We start from the raw sequence: 17,222 nt of genomic DNA on the forward strand, positions 1-17,222 counted from the left end.
TCCTCCACACCTACAACCACCACCGCTGCCACACCGCACTCGCAGGCAAGCCACCCATCAGCCGCGTGAACAACGCTGCGGGTCAATACACCTAGGGAGTGTCCGCAAAGTGGCGTCGTCCGCCCGGAGGCCCCGCCGAGCAGACGGGACTTTGCGGACACGACCTAAGGCCCTGGTACTCCGACCGTGCTGTGCTCGCCGCGAGGGCACCGCTACGGAAGCGCGAGCATTCTGTCGATCCGTGCACGGATCTCCTCGTCCTGGAGGAACGACCGGTAGTCGCCGTACTCCGAGTGTCGGCGGTCCGCGGCTCCCAGCGCCGCGAGTGCTTCCCGGACCGTTGGGACGATGTGTTTCTGCCGGGCGAGCGTGTCGAGGGCGGTGGGGAGCGTCCAGTGCCACTGCCCGTCGGCGGCGTACGCCAGCACCGTCGCCTCCGCCTGCGCCGGTTCCGGCTCCGGTGGTTCCCACGGAGACGGGTACGGCTTGACCTCACCGGGCAGCAGCGGGCTCTCGCCCCACGCCCGGAGGACCTCTCGGAGGTCCCCGACCAGCCATCCCGCGCGGGAGACCTCGTCCCGAAGGGCTTCTCGTACCGCGGGCAGGAGCACTTCGGCGTGTGCGCGCAGGGGCCGCAGGACGTCGGCGACGTCCGGCTGCCGCGGGTCGCTCAGGCCGTAGCCGCGGCCCTGCATGTCCCGGTAGGGCGCGACGAGCCGCTCGACGAGATCGGGCAGGGCTCGAAGGTCCCCGATCCGGGTCAGGGCCCACCGCGCGTGGTCACCGACGGTGCCGTCGAAGGACCGTGATTCGCCGGGGTCGTCGAGGAGGGCGGCGAGCCGGTCGGCGTACGGGGCCGCCCTGTGACCGAGCACCGCCAGCAGGTGTGCGGCCTTGTAGCGCACGTCGTCGTCCGGGTCGGCCAGCAGCCCGGCCGCCAGCGGCAGTACGGCCGCCGCAGCGGAGGGCCGGACCGTCAGCAGTCGCCACGCCTCGTCCAGCGCGCACCGGCGCAGCTCCGCATCGCCGGTCCGGATCCCGGCCTCCGCAAGCGCGGTCACGAACGAGGTCGCCGCCGTCGTGTCGGACTCCAGCAGTTCCACGACCCGGGCCGCGACATCGTTGCGGTCGTACGGTATTTCGCAGTCCAGCGAGTACCAGACCTGCCCGAACTCCGGGGCGAGTACGGGATCGGTGAGGACCTCCAGCAGCATGGGGCAGGCACGCAGCACGGCCTGCGGGTCCAGAGGTGCTGCGGCGATCACGGCCGCCACCCGCAGCACCGGGTTCTCGCCGTGGAGGGCGCCGTCCAGCACGGCGCGCACCTCGGCGTGCGTGGTCTCGGTGGTGTGCGTCGGATCCGTGGGGTCCTCGGCGGCGGCGGCCGCGGCCCGGCCCACCGCCAGCAACAGGGCCACCTGCACCGAGAGATCGGTCTCCTCCTGCCACCGCTCGAGCAGGGGGCCGGGCCGGTCGGCGATCATCTGGAGCGCGGTCCTCCGTACCACGGGATCCGCGTCGTCGAACAGTCTCCGCAGCCGGGGCCACTGCCGCCACCAGGCCACCGCCCGTGCGGAGTCGGCCTCACCGTCGCAAGCCGGGTGAGCCAGGCGCGTCAGCAGATCGACCAGGTCCGGCCGTGCGACCGTTTCCGGGTCCAGGGCGAGATCCACCAGGAACGGCAGGGCGGCCGTGCCCACGTCGGCGCCCTGCCCCGGAGTCTGCGGGGCGAACAGGAGGTCCTGCAGGTCTGTGTACGCCCGCTCCACCGCCTCCGGACGGGTGGTGGCGTCCGCCCGGGCGATGCGGCGCAGCACCTTCGGCACGTCGGTGGCCGGATGGTCCGGCCCCACCGCCTCCAGCGCACGCCAGTCCACCGTGTCCAGCGCTTCCCACATGTCCCCCGCCTCACTCCCCGGTGGCCATCCCCGTCCGGGGCATCCTGCCACCGCGGGAGAAGGGGCGACGCGGCAATTCCTAGGGAGTGTCCGCTCTCTAGGTAGGCGGCTCGTCGACAGGGGTGGGCAGTCTGCGGAGTTCGAGCAGAGCCACCGCGATCTTCACGCCGGTGGAAATCGTCAGGGCCTGGAGGAACGGCATACCCATCAGCCACAGGGCGACCGTCATGACCGTGAGCACCAAGAACGCCGGTAGCAGATTGGTCCGCCTGAGCGCGGTCCCCAGGTGTCCGGCTCGACTCCGACGCTGATCGACCGTACCGATCGGGCGACTGGCGACGCCCTCCTCATTGGCCTGTGGCATGGCCTGCTGCCCCTTCCTCGTGCCGGCCCCCGGAACCGAGCCTCGGGTGCGCCCCGGGGGACTGCCACTGCTGCCACCCCTCCCGCCGCCGTCCGGCGTACAGGTTCACCTCACCGGCCCCAGATGTGCGATGCCGGCAAGGCGGACAGGTACTCGGGGCGCTCTTCGACCACGAGGTGTCCGGCCTCGGACCACGCCCAGCTCGGCGCCGAGTGCGGCGCGCACTGCCGGACCTGCGTCGGAGCGGGCCGCAGGAACCAGGCGGCCGAGGCGGCCGGCATCGTGGGGGTCAGCCTCAGCGTCCGCCGGAGCTGAGACCGGGCTGGCCCGGGACGTCCACCAGCAGGACCCGGTGGCCGGCGGCGACCAGGGCCGTGGCTGGCTGCAGCGACACGGCGGCGTTGACGTTGGTGCCCGGGACGAACACGGCGGTCGTCGCACCAGCGCCGGATGAGCTCCCTGCCCGTCGGACTGTGGTGGATCGAATCCACCGGTCGAGTATCGCGCCTCGTCCCCGGCAGTGACGGGAGAAGGGCCGTACAGGTCGGCCACGCTGCGAGGCAGGCATGGGCTCGTGGGGCCTGTTCTCGTCCCGGGAGGCTCAGGTCAGGCTCCACGACCAGGTCCCGTCGGCGGTGACGAGGCAGGCGAGGAGCACCACGTCGGCCAGGCCCAGGCCGATGGCCAGGCGGGCCCGGCCGGGCCTGGTGGTGTGGCGCAACAGCGCGAGGGCGCCGAGGACGACGGCGGTCGGGCCGAGGATCAGGTTCATCACGAGCAGCCCCACCAGGCCGAGGACGAAGCCGGTGACGGCCATCGCGTCGGCGTCACGGGTACGGGCCTGGGTCCGGGCCGCGGTACGGGAATCCACCTGTGGGTTCATCGGACACCTCCGCCGTCGTGGTCGAGCCGTCCTGCCCGGCGGTGGCCGAAGAGGCGCTCGCGTGCGGCGAAGAGGGCGAGCCAGAGAGCGATGGCGAGACCGGCGACCACACTGACGGGCGCGGGTACGTGGGCCACGACGCCGAGGACGACGCCGAGCACCAGTAACGCGCCTACGAGGAAGAGCATGAGCTGTCCTCCATTCGGGTAACAGTTGTTCACTGACTACCCAGTCCAGTTCGCATCATGCTGGCGGCGGACAACTGTGACGCGGTTGACTTCACGTCATGAGTGCAGAGACCGGCCTTCGTGAGACCCAGCGCCGCCGCACCCGACGCGCCCTCCTCGATGCGGCCCTGTCGGAGTTGACGGAGCGCAGCCTCGGCAGCCTCGGCCTCCGGGAAGTGACGCGGGCCGCCGGAGTCGCCCCCACTGCCTTCTACCGGCACTTCCGGGGCATGGACGATCTGGGGACCGCGCTGGTCGAGGAGGCACTGGCCAGCCTGCACGGGACGGTGCGGGAGATCCTCGCCGCGACCGGCGACGCCGACCGACGCGGGGACGCCGCGGTGCGGCTCATTGCCGGACTGGTGCGCGACCGACCCGCGCACGTCCGTTTCCTGGTCCGCGAACGCCACGGCGGGGTACCGGCGGTGCGCGAGGCCATCGCCGCGCAACTCGACGTCTTCGCCCACGAGACAGGCGTCGCGCTCGGGTCCGATCGCGTGAGCGCGGGCTGGGAGACCGACGACGTGACGATGCTGTCGCGGCTGCTGGTGGATCACATGTTCATGACGGCCTCGGCGTTCCTGACCGCATCCCTCCGCGGCGAGGACTGGTCGGCCGCCACCGCCACGGCCCTCGCCCAGCTGCGCCTGATCCATCTCGGGCGCCTGCACTGGGCGAGGTGATCGGGGCGGGGCCGCGAGGTGCGCCGCTCACTCTCCGAGGAGGCGGCGGGCATCCGAGAGCAGGCGCAGCAGTTCGGTGCGCGAAGGGTCGTCCGGGGCGTCCGTGACCGGCCGGGGCGCGTGGGTGGTCAGGACGTGCAGGGCGACGGCGGCCTGGCGGGCGAAGAGGCCCAGCAGGTCGAGTTCCGGCAGGCCCGACCGGGCCTGTGGGGACGGGTCGAGCACCTCCAGGACGCCGAGGACCCGGTCCTTGCGGATGAGCGGGGCGGCCATCAGCGCGTTCGGGACGTAGCCGGTGGACTTGGCGATGTCCCTGTCGAAGGAAGCGCTGTCGTGGAGGTCGTCGACCACCATCGGCTCCCCCGATGCGGCGACCCACCCGGCGATTCCCCGGCCCGCCGGGAAACGCCGGCCCACCAGGAACTCCTGTCCCTGCCCGGAGACGGCCTCGAAGACGAGCTCGTCCGCTTCGGCGTCCAGGAGCATGATGGAGCTCGCCTGCGCGCCGAAGATGGCGCGCGCGGTGTCCACCACCGACTGCAGGAGCTCCTTCACCGCCGGATCCGGCCGGGGTGCTGCGGACACGACAGGGGCGATCGTCTGAGCCATGGGGCTTCCCTTCCGGCGCCGGTCGTTACCGGCGTCCGTGGACACGGACATTGGCTGCGGACAGGTACAGGGCGTTCTTCAGCTGGAACGGCGTCAGCCGGGGGCTGCTCGACAGGATCCGTGCGCAGAGCCCCGAGATGAACGGGGTGGCGAAGCTGTTGCCGGAGCTGCGGATCGACGTGCCACCGAGCCACGCCACCTGGACCCTCTGGCCGGGGGCGAAGAACTCCACCGGGGGCTCGGGGTTGTAGAGGTGGAGGTCCGGGTCGTCCTCCTGGTGGCTGCCGACCGAGATCACCGAGGAGAAGCGCCAGGGAAAGCTCTCCACGCGCGTGTTGTGCGCAGCGGCCACGATCACGGTCTGCTGGAAGTACGCCTCGTCGGCCAGTCGGCGCAGCTCGTCCACGAAGCGGTCGTGGGTGGTGGACAGGCTCAGGTTCACCACGTCGAACCGCTGGCGCACGGCCCACCGGATGCCTTCGAGCAGGACGTCCCCGCTGCCGGAGAACCGGTCGCCGAGCACCCGGATGCTGGACAGCTCGCAGTCCGGCGCGGTGCGCCGGATGATCCCGGCGCAGGCGGTGCCGTGACCGCAGGTGTCCCCCTCCTCCGTCTCCTCGACGTGGACCCCGTCGTCGTCCTTGAAGACTCGCCATGACCGGTCGACGGGGCCGACCATGGGGTGGTCGCGTTCGACACCCGAATCGACCACGCAGACGCGTACGCCGCGCCCGGTACCTCCGAGGAGACCCGTCTCGGGCGGGTCCGGCGGGCCGTCGGCCTCCACGGGTACGTCCGCGGGACCCCGCCCTCGCAGGCCCCAGGTGAGTGCGGGCGCCGGTTGCTGCGCGGCGGTCATCGTGGTGCTTCCTTTCCGGCTCCGGTGACTCGCCCGACGGCGGGGCGGTGTCCGGGCGAGCGGCTGTGACAGCGGGAGAGCACGGCCTCGGCCTGGCGTACGGCGGGGAGGTGGCCCTTCGCCGCGAAGCGCCGGCGGGCGCGCGTCGCCGCCGCGGCCGCGTCGGCCGGGCGTCCCAGCGCGAGGGCGGTACGGGCGAGGTCGAGGGCGGCGATGCCCTGGACGACGGGCGAGTCGGTGCGGGCGGCGGTGGCGAGCGCCCTGGCGGCCAGCCGGGTGGCGGTCGCGGCCTGCCCCCGCCCGGCGGCGATCCGGGCTCGCAGGCCGTCGAGGTCCGCCGACTCGGCTCGCGGTCGGGCCGGCTGCGCCCGCTCCTGCTCCAGTTCGGCGAGGATGCCGCGGGCGGTACGCCGCTCGCCCAGGTCCAGCCGGATGCGGGCGGCGTCCAGCAGGGCGCTGCGCAGCAACGCCGTGGCGCCCAGGTCCCGCGCGGCGGCGGCAGCCCGCTCCAGGCTCAGGAGCGCCTCCTCCCGGCGGCCGGTGAGGTCGTCCACGGTCGCGGTGAAGATCGGCAGGAAGGCGTCGGCCTCGGCGTAGCCGAGCCTCTTCGCGAGGTGCTCCGCCTCCGCGAGGCAGGCCAGGGCCCCGTCACGGTCGTCGTGGAGGGCCAGCACCACCGCCAGCGGGCAGTTGAGCGTCAGCCGGACGGCCCGGCGGCCGGCCCCCTGGTCGGCAAGGAGCCCGCGGCAGCGGGCCACCGCGTCCGCGACCGGTTGGGGGCCGCGCCAGAGCGAGACGCCCAGCGCGCCGAGGGCTGCGGCCCGCTCCGGCTCGGCGTCGGCGCGTACCGCGTGGTCCAGCGCGCAGGCCAGCAGGCGCTCCGCCGCCCGATGCCGGCCTTGTTCCTGGGCGCGCTGGGCGAGCCGCAGGCAGGCTCTGGCCTGGCCGAGGTCGTCGCCGGCCGCCGCGAAGACCGGCAGGGTGGCGCCGGCGGCCTCTGCGGGTGACTCGTCCGGTCCCGCGGACCGGCCGGCCGAGGCCAGGGCAAGGCGGGCGTGTGCGGTCTCCACCGCCTCCCCGCCGCCGGCCTGGGCCTCGGCCAGCACCTCTTCGAGCAGCGCTCTGCCTTCCGGGCCGCGCCCGAGGTCCAGCAGCGTCTGGCCGAGCCGCCGCCGTGTCGCCGTACTTCCCGGCTCGCCCGCCGCGTACCGGGCCGTGGCCCTGGACAGCACGTCGGCCGCCCACACGGGGTCGGCGTGGGCCAGCGCCAGCCGCCCGGCCTCGGCGAGCGCGTCGGCGGCGCGCCGGCGCAGCCCGTCGGTGTGTGCGTCCTGGGCGCCCAGCTCGACCCGATAGCGGTGGGCCTGTTCCAGATGGCCCCCGACCGCCGCGCTGCCCCGCCTGCGGACCGAGTCCAGTCGGGCCGCCCGTTCGTGCTGGTCGGCGCGGTCCTGCTTGGACTGGCTGGCGTAGACGACCTCCTGGATCAGCCCTCCGCCGAAGCGGAACGCCCCGCCGTCCGGCCTGATCAGGCGGTGCCGGACCAGCCGGTGCAGCAGGGGCCGGAGCTCGGACCCGGCCCACGCCGGCGCGGGCTGTCCGGCGAGCGCCGTGAGTTCGTCGGCGGTGAAGTCGCCGCCCAGGACGGATGCCAGGCCCAGGGCCCGGTGCTCGGGCGGGTCGAGCGCGTCGATCCGGGCGCCGATCAGTGCCTGGAGCGGGAGCGGGACGCTGTCCGCATCGACGGGGTTGCCCGCGACCAGCAACTGCTCCAGGTGCAGGGGGTTTCCGCCCACCCGTGCCAGGACCCGGGGGCCGAGCGGCTCGCCGTGCGCCGTGCCCCCGGTCAGCTCGGCCGCGAGGAGCTGTGCCTCGGCGTCGGAGAGCCCGCCGAGCGGCACGGTGACCGAGGCCAGCTCGGGTCGTACGTCGAACAGTTGGGGGCGGGTGAGCAGAATGATCAGGACGGCCGCGTCGGTGAGTGCCCGCAGCAGCCGGTCGAGGGCGTCGAAGAGCGGCTGCGCGGCCCAGTGGCAGTCGTCGATCACCAGCACCACGGGCTGCGTTTCGGAGAGCCCGGCAAGGACCTTGGCGAGCGCGGCGCAGGTGTCCGCCGGCGACGGGTTGGGCGTCCCGTTCAGGAGCAGGCCCTGGTGGAGCAGGTCCAGTTCGGGCGACGGTGCGGCCGTGCCACCGGTCCTCAGCAGGTCGGCCACGGCATCGGCGAGCGGTCCGAGGCTGGGCTGTTCGCCACGGGCCCGGCAGCGCCCGACTCCGTTGCGTGGGCCGCCGGCCGTGGCCGTCGCCCGGTGGAGCCACTCCCGCACGAGTCTGGTCTTGCCCTGGCCCGCCTCCCCGCCGACCACCATGCGATCGGCCCGGCGGGTCCGGACCACGCGGTCCAGCGTCCGGTCGATCAGGGCGAGTTCGCGGGTCCGGCCGATGAATGCGAGGTCGAAGCGGCGCAGCGCCTCCGGGCCCGCCTCCTCGTCCAGGCCCAGCAGGCGGTGAGCGGGGACCCGGTCGCTCTTGCCCTTGAGCAGCAGCGGGCCGGTCTCCGTCGTCCGGACGCCCGGCCCGGCGGCCGCCAAGGTGTCCGGTCCGATGAGGATCTCCCCTGCGGCGGCGTTCTGTTCCAGGCGCGCGGCGACGTTGACCACCTCGCCGGAGACCATCGCCTGCCGCAGGGTTGCCGAACCCGTCACCGCCTGGCCGGTGTTGAGACCGATGCGCATCTCCAGCCGTACGCCGACGCCCTGCTCCAGCCGGACGTTGAGCCCGTCAAGCGCCTCCCGCATGGCCAGGGCGGCGGCGACCGCCCGGCGGGCGTCGTCCTCCCGCACGGTCGGCACGCCGAAGACGGCCATCACGGCGTCCCCGATGAACTTCTCCACGGTGCCGCCCTGTTCCTCGATCCGCAGCCTCATCAGGTCGAACCAGCGGAGCGTCACCGAGCGCAGGGTCTCCGCGTCCAGTGCTCCGGAGAGCGCTGTGGAACCCACCAGGTCGCAGAAGAGGACGGTCACCACCTTGCGGCCGGTCGGCTTGGCCGTGACCGGCCCGGGGGCGCACGGGCTGCCGCAGAAGGGGCAGAACCGGGCGTCGGGCGGCAGTGCGCTCCGGCACGAGGTGCACGGCATGGATTCCTCCGGTGGACGCGGGACCGCGGGGCGGCGGCCGGGGTCAGAAGAGAGCGCCGCCCGCCACGTCGGCGTGGGCCTGCACCTCGGGGGCCGCCGCGTCGAGCCGCCCCCTGATGTCGACGAGCAGGGCCAGTTCCTCCGGGGCCAGCGCGCGCAGGACCTCGTACTGCTCTTCGCTGAGGGCGTCGAGGTCGAATCCCGCGGCGGTCAGCGCCTCCAGGGTGGGCTCGGACGGGGAATCACCGGACGAGGCGTCGTCGTACGGCGTGGTGTCCTCGGTCACGGGTGTCCTCCGGGGGCGGGGTCGGCAGCGAGGGAGAGGAAGAGCCGGGTGAGCAGGTTCGCCGTGTGCAGCGCGCTGACGGAGACGGCGGTCTGCTGGGCCGGGGTCGGCGCGAGTTCGTCGAGCACCCGGTGAAGGTCGTCGAGGTGCCCGCCGTCGAGCTCGGCGTGTTCCCTGAGGGTGCGGAACGCGCCGTCGGGGAGCCCGGTGGCCTCGGCGAGCCGGTCGGCGAGCCGGGGCCCGGGGGCGTTGCCCTCCAGGACCGCGATGTACCCGAGGAGCGTGACGGGGTGCTCGTGCTCGATCCGGTAGTACTGCGCCCCGGCGAGTTCGACGACGACGGGGTGCGGCACGGCGGCCGGACCGCCGCCGGCTGCGGCGAGGTCCTCGAGCAGCCAGGTGTCGTGGTCGCGCTCTTCCTCGGCGTGGCGGGTGCAGTAGGCCGCGAGGCTCCGCGCGGCCGGGTCGTCCAGCTCGGCGCACCGCTCGGCGGCCCGCTCCAGCAACGGAACCGAGGCCCGTACGAGCGGATGCATGGCTGCCAGGTAGCGGACGTACCGCTGCCGTAGTCCGTCCGGTCGCCAGAGGACCGCGGTCGCGGCCCTCAGGACGGTGGTGGTGGGGGTGAGCTTGGTCCTGAGCGCGAGGGATGCGGTGGCGGTCATCGACTGCTCTTCTCCTCTGCGGGAAGCGACTCGACCAGGTGCGCGTAGCGGGCGCAGCCCAGGCGACCCACCAGGGCGGCGGGTCCGGCGGCGAGCTGCTGCTGCGCGCTGAGCCGGTCGAGGAGCTCGCCGACCCGGCCGCCGGCGTCACGGGCCGCGCCCGCCAGGACGTCGGGGCGGTCGGCGAGCGCGTGACAGCTGCGGCAGTAGCCGGCCGGGGCTGGCGAGGTCGCGTAGCGGGCGTGCAGCCGCTGGGGGCCGACGGAGCGCAGCATCCGCAGCACCGGGGAGCCGAGGGAACGCTCGCGGACGGCCTGCCAGTCGTCGTCGGCGATGTGTCCGAGCCGCAGGTGCGGGGGAACGGGGCGGCGGTCCACCGTCCACTGGTTGCAGCAGGCGGCCACGGTCCCGTCGAAGGCGACCACCGGCCAGGCCGCGAGGGTGCACGGCGCCGCCCGGGAGCCGTCCGGTCCGACCGGTGTCGCCCGGACGAGGCCCGCGGCGCGGCCGAGCGGCCGGACCTCGTTGACGAGCAGGGGCACCCGGCCGCCGAAGACGCGGCGGACGTCCGCGACGGCGTCCGCCAGATACGGGTCGTCGGCTCCGGTACCGGTGAGGTGGATGCTGGCGGGGATCCCGGCGTCGAGCACGGCCCGGAGGGCGCGCAACACCTCCGCGCGTGGGACCTCGCGCTCGTGGTGGACGTCCAGGCTCGCCGAGAAGTGGTCGAGGGCCGTGATCGCGCGCATGATCCGGTCCGGGACGCGTCCGTCACGGGCGAAGAACATTCCGCTGAGCAGCGCCACGCGGGAGCCCGCGGCGCGGGCGAGACCGGCCAGGCGAGCGGCCAGTTCAGGCAACAGCAGCGGTTCGCCGCCGGTCAGCATGACCACCTCGGGGCGGTCCTCCGCGCCGAACGAACCTATGAAGCGCAGCAGGTGTTGCGGGTCGGGCTGATCGGAGACCGACATGGACGAGCTGGTGGAGCAGTGTGCGCAGCTCATGGGGCAGCGGCGGGTGAGCGCCACCAGCAGGCCGCCGCAGGGCACCGGCCGCAGGCCGATGAGCTCCGAAAGTTCCACGTCTCCTCCTCCGTGCTCGCGCCGCGCGCTCGTGCCGCGCGCGGTACATGGCCCGGATCGTGCCCGCACGCGGCAGACTTCCGGTTCACGAACGCCTGGTGATCGGTTGGACCGCAGGTCGACGGGCCGGACGCGGGGGCACGGCCGGGCGGGCGGCGGGGCTCAAAGGTCGTACCGCGTCCGTGTGGTCGGCGTATACCGGTGCCGAACCGGCGTCCAGGCGTTCCCGTACCGGCCGTCCGTACGTTTCTTCTCAGCCGGCGCAACGACGCCGTCGACCAAGGAGAAGAACATGCCCGAGAACACGAACCCCGAGACCGAGAACGAGGACATCGAGGTCGTCGCCCACAGCGAGGACGAAGAGGCCGAGGCCGGCTGCGTCGTCAACCACTCGCACGAGCTCTGACACCTCGTCACCGAGCCTGAGCACCGCGCGGGCCCCCCGGCTCTCGGCAGATCCTGCCCTGAGCCGGGGGCCCGCGGCCACCCTGGCACCGCAACCGCCACACCGAGGGAGCGGCACATCATGAAGATCCTTCTCTGCCCGCTCAGTGACGGCGGCTACCTCTACCCGGCGATCGCGGCCGGCCGGGAACTACGGCGCCGGGGCCATGACGTCAGTGTGCTGGGCCGGTCCGCCGCAGCGACGGTCGCTGCCGATGCCGGGCTGCCGTTCGCGGCGGCGGAGGACTACGGCGGCCGCCGGGCGTTCTCCGCCACGTGGTGGGGGCCGAACGGCGCGGCGCAGTACCGGGCGACCTTGCGCGCCGCCCGGGAGACGGGGGCCGACCTGCTGGTCACCTCCGTCCTGTGCAACGGCGCCCTGCTCGCCGCCGAGACACTGGACATCCCGGTGGTGGTGGTCGGGCTCTCGGCGCACCTTTGGGACTACCGGGCCGGCGGCGACGACGAGCCTCACCTGGGCCGGACCCGGCAGAGCCGGACCCAGGACTGCCTGCGGATCCACACCGGGCTCCGGGAGCAGACCGGTCTGGCGGGGCGGGCCTCCCGGTGGGGGGACGAACCGCTGCCGGGCGACGCGTTGCTGCTGCGCGGGGATCCGGAGCTGGAGTATCCGGGTGCGCAGCTGCCCGAGCGGGTCCATCACGTGGGACCGCTGCCCTGGGAACCGACGCCCGACCCGGCGGAGGTCGAGGAGATCGGGGATCACCTGTCGCGGTCCGCGAAGCCCGTCGTCTACGTGCATCTCGGCCGCTTCTTCGAGGGCAGGAGCCTGTGGCCGCGGCTCAACGAGGCCTTCACCGGCGGCCGGTTCCAGGCCGTGGTCGAGCAGGGCCGCTCGACCGACCCGCAGCCCGCCCCGGATGCCGACATCCTCCTGGTCCGCAAACGATGGATGGGACCGCTCGTCGACCGCGCCGGCCTCGTGCTGAGCAGCGGCACGTCCGCGCCCGTGCTGGCCGCGCTCCTTCGCGGCCGGCCCCTCGCACTTTCGCCCAACGGCTCCGAGCAGACCCTGCTCACCGGCGCCTGCCTGCGGGCCGGCGTGGCCGTGCACTTCCCGAACAGCCCGTACGTGAAGGCTCCGGCGCTGCTGGAGTCCGCGTGGCGGGACGACGGCCTGCGGGCTCGCGCCCACGTGCTCGGCAGCAGGCTGGCCGCGACGGACAGCGCGGCACGCGCGGCCGACATCGTCGAGCGGGTGGCCGGGGCGTCCGCCGCTCCCTCGGACGGGGCCACCGCCGCCTTCCCGGCCGGGGCGTCCACCGCCCCCTCGGCCGCGGCGTCCGTTTCCTCAAAGGAGAACCATGAGTACGCGATCAGTCGGCCTCGATGAGGCCGTGACCAGCCTGTCGGTGGGCGCGCGCCGGTGGACGGGGCTGCACGCGGCCTACCTCGACTCCCCGGCCGCACACGCCGAACTGCCGGTGACCCCGCGCGTGAAGGCCCTCCTGCAGCTCGCGATGCTCCGCCGCTACTGGGAGAAGTGCGCACCGGGGGACCCCTCCCTGGCCGAGGTGACGCGGGTGGTCGAACAGGTCTGGCAGCGGCCCGACTTCCCTCGGCTCCTCACCCTCGAGGGCAGGCACGCGAGGCAGTTCGAGCTCATGTACGCGGCGCTGGCGCCGGTCGGGGCCGCCACCGACGCGCCCCGTGCCGTGCTGGCCCGGCTGGCGGCCGGCGACTACCTGACACCGGGCCGGAAGCCGCCGTTCCTGCATCTGGAGGCCAGGTTCTACTCCGACCTCGCGGGCCTCCAGCACCGCTTCGCCCCGTACGAGGAGCTGTACGAGGCGAGTCCGATCCCCCGCGCCGCCACGCTGCCCGTGGCCGACCTGGACGGCTGCCAGGTCGCGCACACCCTCTTCTACCTCAGTGACTTCGGCCTGCGCGACACCCGCCTTTCCGAGGAGGAACGGGGGCGGGCGCTGCGCGTGGTGGAACGGCTGACGGACCACTGCGTGGGACTGGGCGACTGGGACGTCGTGGCCAAGCTGCTGCTCGCCCAGTACTGCCTGGGCGCGAATCCGCTGCGCACCCCCTCCGGCGCGGCCGGCCTGCGGATGCTCCACGCGGCCCAGGCCGCCGACGGAGCGATCCCCGGACGCTCCGCCGCCGAGCGGGTCCCGGCGGACGCCACGCCCGTGGAGTACTTCCGGAAGTCCTACAAAGTGACCCTCGTCGTGGCGCTGATGACGCTTGTCGTCACCGGCGGCCGGACCTTCGAGCCTGCCCTGACAGCGGCAACGGCAAAGCGGGAGACCCTGTGAGCATCGACCAAGTGGTGAGTATCGGCCACCCCGTGAACATCAGCCGGGCCGCGGGCCCGGGACCGGCGGAGACGGCCGTCGAGACCCCCCGGCCCCTGCCCTCCGGCGCACGCCTCCTGAAGGGCGAGCGGAACTGGTGGTTCCTGGGACCGGGCGGGGTGGCCCGGCTCCGCGACCGCCACGTCACCGCCGACGGGGCCCTGCACCCTGATGCGGAGCGGCGGCTGCACGACAGCGGCATGTTCACCACCGGCCGGATCAGCGCCTACGCGCTGACCGTCCTCACCAGCACCCACTGCAACCTGGGCTGCGGGTACTGCTTCCAGAACACCGCCCAGGACCAGGCGGGCGGCAGCCGGCCGCCCCGGATCGGCCGGACCCGCCTCACCTCGGAGACCATCACCGAGATCCTCGGCTTCACCGAGCGGCAGATGGCCGCCGTCGGCCTGGAAAAGCTCAAGATCCTGCTCTTCGGCGGTGAGCCCCTGCTCAACCCGCGCGGCTGTCTGGAACTGCTGGAGCGGGCCGCGGAGATCGCGCCGACCTCGGCCTGGATGATCTCCAACGCCACGCTGCTCACCCCGTCCCTCGCCCGCCGGCTCGCCGACCTGGGGCTGACGTCCGTCCAGGTCACCTTCGACGGCGACCGGGCCGACCACGACCGGATCCGGGTCGGCCGGGCGGACGGCGGCGCCACCTTCGACAAGATCGTCGGCAATATCGCCAAGGCCTCCGAGGACACTGCGCTCCAGTGGACGCTGCGGGTGAACGTCTCGCAGGAGACCTTCCACGGCGTGGACGCCCTGATCGACCGGCTCGCCGCCGCGCTCGACCCCGCCCGGTGCACGCTGTACTTCGCCCGGATCGGCGACGTGGGGGTCGGCTACGCGAACAGTCTGCTGCACACGGGCGAACTCCCGGCCGCCTTCATCCGGTGGCAGCGCCGGGCGCTCGACCTCGGCTTCACCGTGGGCCGCCCCGGCGCCCGCAAGACCTGTGTCACCTGCGGCCACACCGACGGCCGCTACGGCGCGGTGGTGAGCGCGGACGGCACCCTGGCCAGCTGCTGGGAGACCGCCGGCAAACCCGACTGGGAGGTCGGCACGGTCACCGACGGATATCTGCCGGGCGCGGAGACCCGCGACCGCTGGATCGCCTGCCAGGACCTCTACCGCTTCGACGAGGACGCGCGGACGCTCGCGAGGTTCCGCGACTCCGTCGACACGGCCCTGCTCGACTACCTGCAAGAGACGGGGCGCCTGTAGTCATGTCCGCACCCCTGGAGCGGCTCTCCGCCGGCGCGCTCGGCTGGCTGGGCGGAAACCTGGACCACTTCGACCCGTTCTCGGCGAGCGCCCGGTCGGCGACCCACGGAAAGGCGAAGGCGGCGCTGGAACTGGCGCTGCTCTGCCACTGCGCGGCCCGCCTGGCCGACCCCCCGGAGGCACTGGGCGGGGCGAGGGCCCTGGTCCGCAAGCTCTGGCAGGACCCGGACCTCCCCCGGCTGTTCACCGACGTCCCGAAGTACGCCTCCACGTACGGGCTGATCCACGCCGCGCTCGCTCCCGACGCGATCGACGGCACCCAGGTCCGGGCGACGCTGGCACAGCTCGACCCCGAGTTCCTCTCGCCGCGGGGCAAGTCCCCCTACCAGCGCATCGAGATCCGCCACTACGCGGACAAGGCCGGGGTCCACCACACCATCGAGCCCTACTCCGAGCTCCTGCCGCACAGCCCGCTCGTCGCGTTCCGCGCCGCCGAGCCGGGGGACGCGACGTCGCAGGACGGGGCGCCGCTCAGCGTCCCGCAGGCGTACGCCGTGACGCACACCGCCTTCTATCTCGGCGACTTCGGCCGGACCGACCCCCGGCTGGGCATGGATGCCCTGGCGCACGCCCGGGACCTGGTCGACCGGTTGCTGCGCCACTGCGTCGAGCACGACCGGTGGGACCTGGCCGCGGAGCTGGTCCTCACCCAGTTCATCCTGGGGAGCGAGCCGCTGGACACGCCCTCGGGAGCCGCGGCCGTGGAGTGCCTGGTGCGGGCCCAGCGGCCCGACGGGGCGATCCCGGGGCGGTCGGCGGCGCTCGGGGCGCACCCGTCGGCCGCGGGCGGGGAGTTCTTCCGGAAGGCGTACCACACGACCCTGGTCACCGCCCTCATGGCACTGATCGTCTCGTCGCCGAGGCCGTCGTGACACCGCGGCTGACCCTGATCAACCGCGACTACACACGGCTCTGGTTCGGCCAGGCCGTCTCGTCCGTCGGGGACGCCGTCTTCAGCACGACGCTGGTGCTGTGGGTGGCCACCGTGCTGGCGAAGGACGAGTCGTGGGCGCCGGTGGCGGTCAGCGGCGTCGTGATCGCGTCGAGCGTCGCCGTACTGGTCATCGGTCCGCTCGCGGGCGTGTTCGTCGACCGCTGGGACAAGCGCGCCACGATGCTGCGCACCGAGGTGCTCCGCGGCGGGCTGGTGGCCGTGCTGACGGCCGTCACCTTCCTGCCGGCCAGCACCCTCCCGACCGGTGGCTGGCTCGCCCTGATCTACGTGACCGTGCTCCTGCTCCACGCGGCCGGCCAGTTCTTCTCCCCGGCGCGCTTCGCGGTCCTCGCGGACCTGGTGACCGGGGATGCCGACCGCGCCCGGGCGGCCGGCATCGCGCAGGCGACCGGTGAGACGGCCTGGATCATCGGGCCGCCACTCGCCGCGCCCCTGCTGTTCACCGCCGGGCTGCAGTGGGCCCTGCTCTTCAACGGCCTGTCGTACGCGGTGTCCTACGTCGCGATCCGTTCCATCGGCGTACGCGAGCCCGGCGCGGGCCCCGCCGGACCGGGCGGCACGCGGACGCCCGCCGCGCGGCAACCGGCCGGGCTGCGCCGGGAGTTCATGGACGGGCTGCGCTTCTTCGCGGGCAGCAGGTTCCTGGTGGCGCTGCTCCTGCTCGCCGCCATGGGCCAGTTCGGGGTGGGGGCACTGGGCACCCTCAACGTCTTCTTCGCCACCGACAACCTCCACGCGGACGCCCACCTCTACGGATACCTCGGCATGGCCATGGGTGCGGGTGGCATCGTGGGAGCGCTGGGCGGGGGCCGGGCGGTGCAGTGGCTCGGGGCACGAAGGACCACCTGGATCGGCCTGCTGGTGAGCGGTGTGCTGCTGGTCGCCTACTCCCGGCAGACCGGCTTCCTGGGCGGTGTCGCCCTGCTCTTCGTGTTCACCGTTCCGCTCACCATGCTGAACACCGCGATGTCGCCACTGCTGCTCGCGGCGGCGCCCCCGGACTACCGGGGCCGGGTGATGGCCGTCTTCTACCCGGTGACGAGGCTGGCGTCGATGCTCTCCGCGGCCCTGTCCGGCTGGCTCGCCGGATCCGTGCTGCGGGACGTCGGGGGCTCGCTCGGCGGGCTCCGGTTCGGCCCCGTCGACACGATCATCGCCGCAGCGGGGCTGATCGTCCTCCTGGCCGGCTTCTTCGCGATGGCCGCCCTGCCCGGTGCGGAAGGCGCCGGGCAGGCCGCAAGGAGATCCGGCGGGAAATCCGGCGGTGACACGGCCGTGCCGCCCGGTGGCCGCCCGCCCGCCTCGCACCACGTTTCCCGGCCGAAGACCCGTCCGTTCGCGCGCGGACCGCGCGGCGGACGCCCCACACGAAAGAGGACGGACATGCCCGAGACCGAGACGGCGGACCCGGAGCCGAACGGGAGGGAGGACCTCGAGGTCGTCGCCCACAACGACGACGAGGAACTCTCCGCCTGCGTCATCAACCGGTCCGACGACCTCTGACCCACCGACGG

Annotated in this window: 18 protein-coding genes; 6 read left to right on the top strand and 12 right to left on the bottom strand. The window is 73.6% G+C overall.

The genetic code is table 11. The features are described 5' to 3' along the window. Positions 1-212 precede the first annotated feature (212 nt). From ACWGE1_RS23290 to ACWGE1_RS23315, 6 genes are all read right to left on the bottom strand, one after another. Positions 213-1,898: a hypothetical protein gene (locus ACWGE1_RS23290; RefSeq protein ID WP_453422416.1), complete on the bottom strand. Its 1,686-nt coding sequence runs from the start codon at positions 1,896-1,898 to the stop codon at positions 213-215. A 97-nt stretch (positions 1,899-1,995) separates the two neighbouring features. Beyond that, on the bottom strand, positions 1,996-2,262 hold the full coding sequence (locus ACWGE1_RS23295) for a hypothetical protein (protein WP_453422417.1): 267 nt from the start codon (positions 2,260-2,262) through the stop codon (positions 1,996-1,998). 110 nt (positions 2,263-2,372) lie between these two features. Continuing rightward, positions 2,373-2,543: a hypothetical protein gene (locus ACWGE1_RS23300; protein WP_453422418.1), complete on the bottom strand. Its 171-nt coding sequence runs from the start codon at positions 2,541-2,543 to the stop codon at positions 2,373-2,375. A gap of 14 nt (positions 2,544-2,557) precedes the next feature. Then, on the bottom strand, positions 2,558-2,689 hold the full coding sequence (locus tag ACWGE1_RS23305) for a hypothetical protein (RefSeq protein WP_453422419.1): 132 nt from the start codon (positions 2,687-2,689) through the stop codon (positions 2,558-2,560). 174 nt (positions 2,690-2,863) lie between these two features. Further along, positions 2,864-3,145: a DUF4190 domain-containing protein gene (locus ACWGE1_RS23310; RefSeq protein ID WP_453422420.1), complete on the bottom strand. Its 282-nt coding sequence runs from the start codon at positions 3,143-3,145 to the stop codon at positions 2,864-2,866. Next, on the bottom strand, positions 3,142-3,333 hold the full coding sequence (locus ACWGE1_RS23315; RefSeq protein ID WP_453422421.1) for a hypothetical protein: 192 nt from the start codon (positions 3,331-3,333) through the stop codon (positions 3,142-3,144). The genes ACWGE1_RS23310 and ACWGE1_RS23315 overlap by 4 nt, the downstream gene beginning before the upstream one ends. 98 nt (positions 3,334-3,431) lie before the next feature. Here ACWGE1_RS23315 and ACWGE1_RS23320 point away from each other — a divergent pair, with 98 nt between their 5' ends. Further along, positions 3,432-4,055, top strand: coding sequence for a TetR family transcriptional regulator (locus ACWGE1_RS23320; RefSeq protein WP_453422422.1), 624 nt, complete (start codon positions 3,432-3,434; stop codon positions 4,053-4,055). A 27-nt stretch (positions 4,056-4,082) separates the two neighbouring features. Here ACWGE1_RS23320 and ACWGE1_RS23325 read toward each other — a convergent pair whose 3' ends face one another. From ACWGE1_RS23325 to ACWGE1_RS23350, 6 genes are read right to left on the bottom strand one after another with little or no spacing between them, the layout of a single operon-like run. Then, a complete protein-coding gene (locus tag ACWGE1_RS23325; RefSeq protein WP_453422423.1) occupies positions 4,083-4,664 on the bottom strand; it encodes a GAF domain-containing protein in 582 nt (193 codons plus the stop codon). 25 nt (positions 4,665-4,689) lie between these two features. Continuing rightward, positions 4,690-5,523 (bottom strand): S8 family peptidase, encoded by an 834-nt coding sequence (locus ACWGE1_RS23330; protein ID WP_453422424.1) that lies wholly within the window; start codon positions 5,521-5,523, stop codon positions 4,690-4,692. Further along, positions 5,520-8,663: an adenylate/guanylate cyclase domain-containing protein gene (locus tag ACWGE1_RS23335; protein ID WP_453422425.1), complete on the bottom strand. Its 3,144-nt coding sequence runs from the start codon at positions 8,661-8,663 to the stop codon at positions 5,520-5,522. Before ACWGE1_RS23335 ends, ACWGE1_RS23330 begins: the two co-directional genes overlap by 4 nt. 43 nt (positions 8,664-8,706) lie before the next feature. Continuing rightward, positions 8,707-8,949, bottom strand: coding sequence for an aroma-sacti cluster domain-containing protein (locus tag ACWGE1_RS23340; protein WP_453422426.1), 243 nt, complete (start codon positions 8,947-8,949; stop codon positions 8,707-8,709). Beyond that, complete coding sequence (locus ACWGE1_RS23345; RefSeq protein ID WP_453422427.1) at positions 8,946-9,614, bottom strand: hypothetical protein; 669 nt, start codon at positions 9,612-9,614, stop codon at positions 8,946-8,948. Before ACWGE1_RS23345 ends, ACWGE1_RS23340 begins: the two co-directional genes overlap by 4 nt. Then, on the bottom strand, positions 9,611-10,696 hold the full coding sequence (locus tag ACWGE1_RS23350; RefSeq protein ID WP_453422428.1) for a radical SAM protein: 1,086 nt from the start codon (positions 10,694-10,696) through the stop codon (positions 9,611-9,613). Before ACWGE1_RS23350 ends, ACWGE1_RS23345 begins: the two co-directional genes overlap by 4 nt. 526 nt (positions 10,697-11,222) lie before the next feature. Between ACWGE1_RS23350 and ACWGE1_RS23355 the strand changes: the two genes are divergently transcribed. The 5 genes from ACWGE1_RS23355 to ACWGE1_RS23375 are packed head-to-tail and all read left to right on the top strand — an operon-like array spanning position 11,223 to position 17,211. Continuing rightward, positions 11,223-12,494 (top strand): glycosyltransferase, encoded by a 1,272-nt coding sequence (locus ACWGE1_RS23355; RefSeq protein WP_453422429.1) that lies wholly within the window; start codon positions 11,223-11,225, stop codon positions 12,492-12,494. Beyond that, positions 12,466-13,428 carry a DUF6895 family protein gene (locus tag ACWGE1_RS23360; RefSeq protein ID WP_453422430.1) on the top strand — a complete coding sequence of 321 codons (963 nt, stop codon included), beginning with the start codon at positions 12,466-12,468 and terminating at the stop codon, positions 13,426-13,428. Before ACWGE1_RS23355 ends, ACWGE1_RS23360 begins: the two co-directional genes overlap by 29 nt. Next, positions 13,425-14,693 carry a radical SAM protein gene (locus ACWGE1_RS23365; protein WP_453422431.1) on the top strand — a complete coding sequence of 423 codons (1,269 nt, stop codon included), beginning with the start codon at positions 13,425-13,427 and terminating at the stop codon, positions 14,691-14,693. The genes ACWGE1_RS23360 and ACWGE1_RS23365 overlap by 4 nt, the downstream gene beginning before the upstream one ends. Before the next feature lie 2 nt (positions 14,694-14,695). Continuing rightward, positions 14,696-15,625 (top strand): DUF6895 family protein, encoded by a 930-nt coding sequence (locus ACWGE1_RS23370; RefSeq protein ID WP_453422432.1) that lies wholly within the window; start codon positions 14,696-14,698, stop codon positions 15,623-15,625. After that, positions 15,622-17,211, top strand: coding sequence for an MFS transporter (locus tag ACWGE1_RS23375; RefSeq protein WP_453422433.1), 1,590 nt, complete (start codon positions 15,622-15,624; stop codon positions 17,209-17,211). Before ACWGE1_RS23370 ends, ACWGE1_RS23375 begins: the two co-directional genes overlap by 4 nt. The last annotated feature ends 11 nt before the right edge of the window (positions 17,212-17,222 follow it).

It is taken from the genome of Streptomyces sp. NPDC054932 (assembly GCF_053610205.1).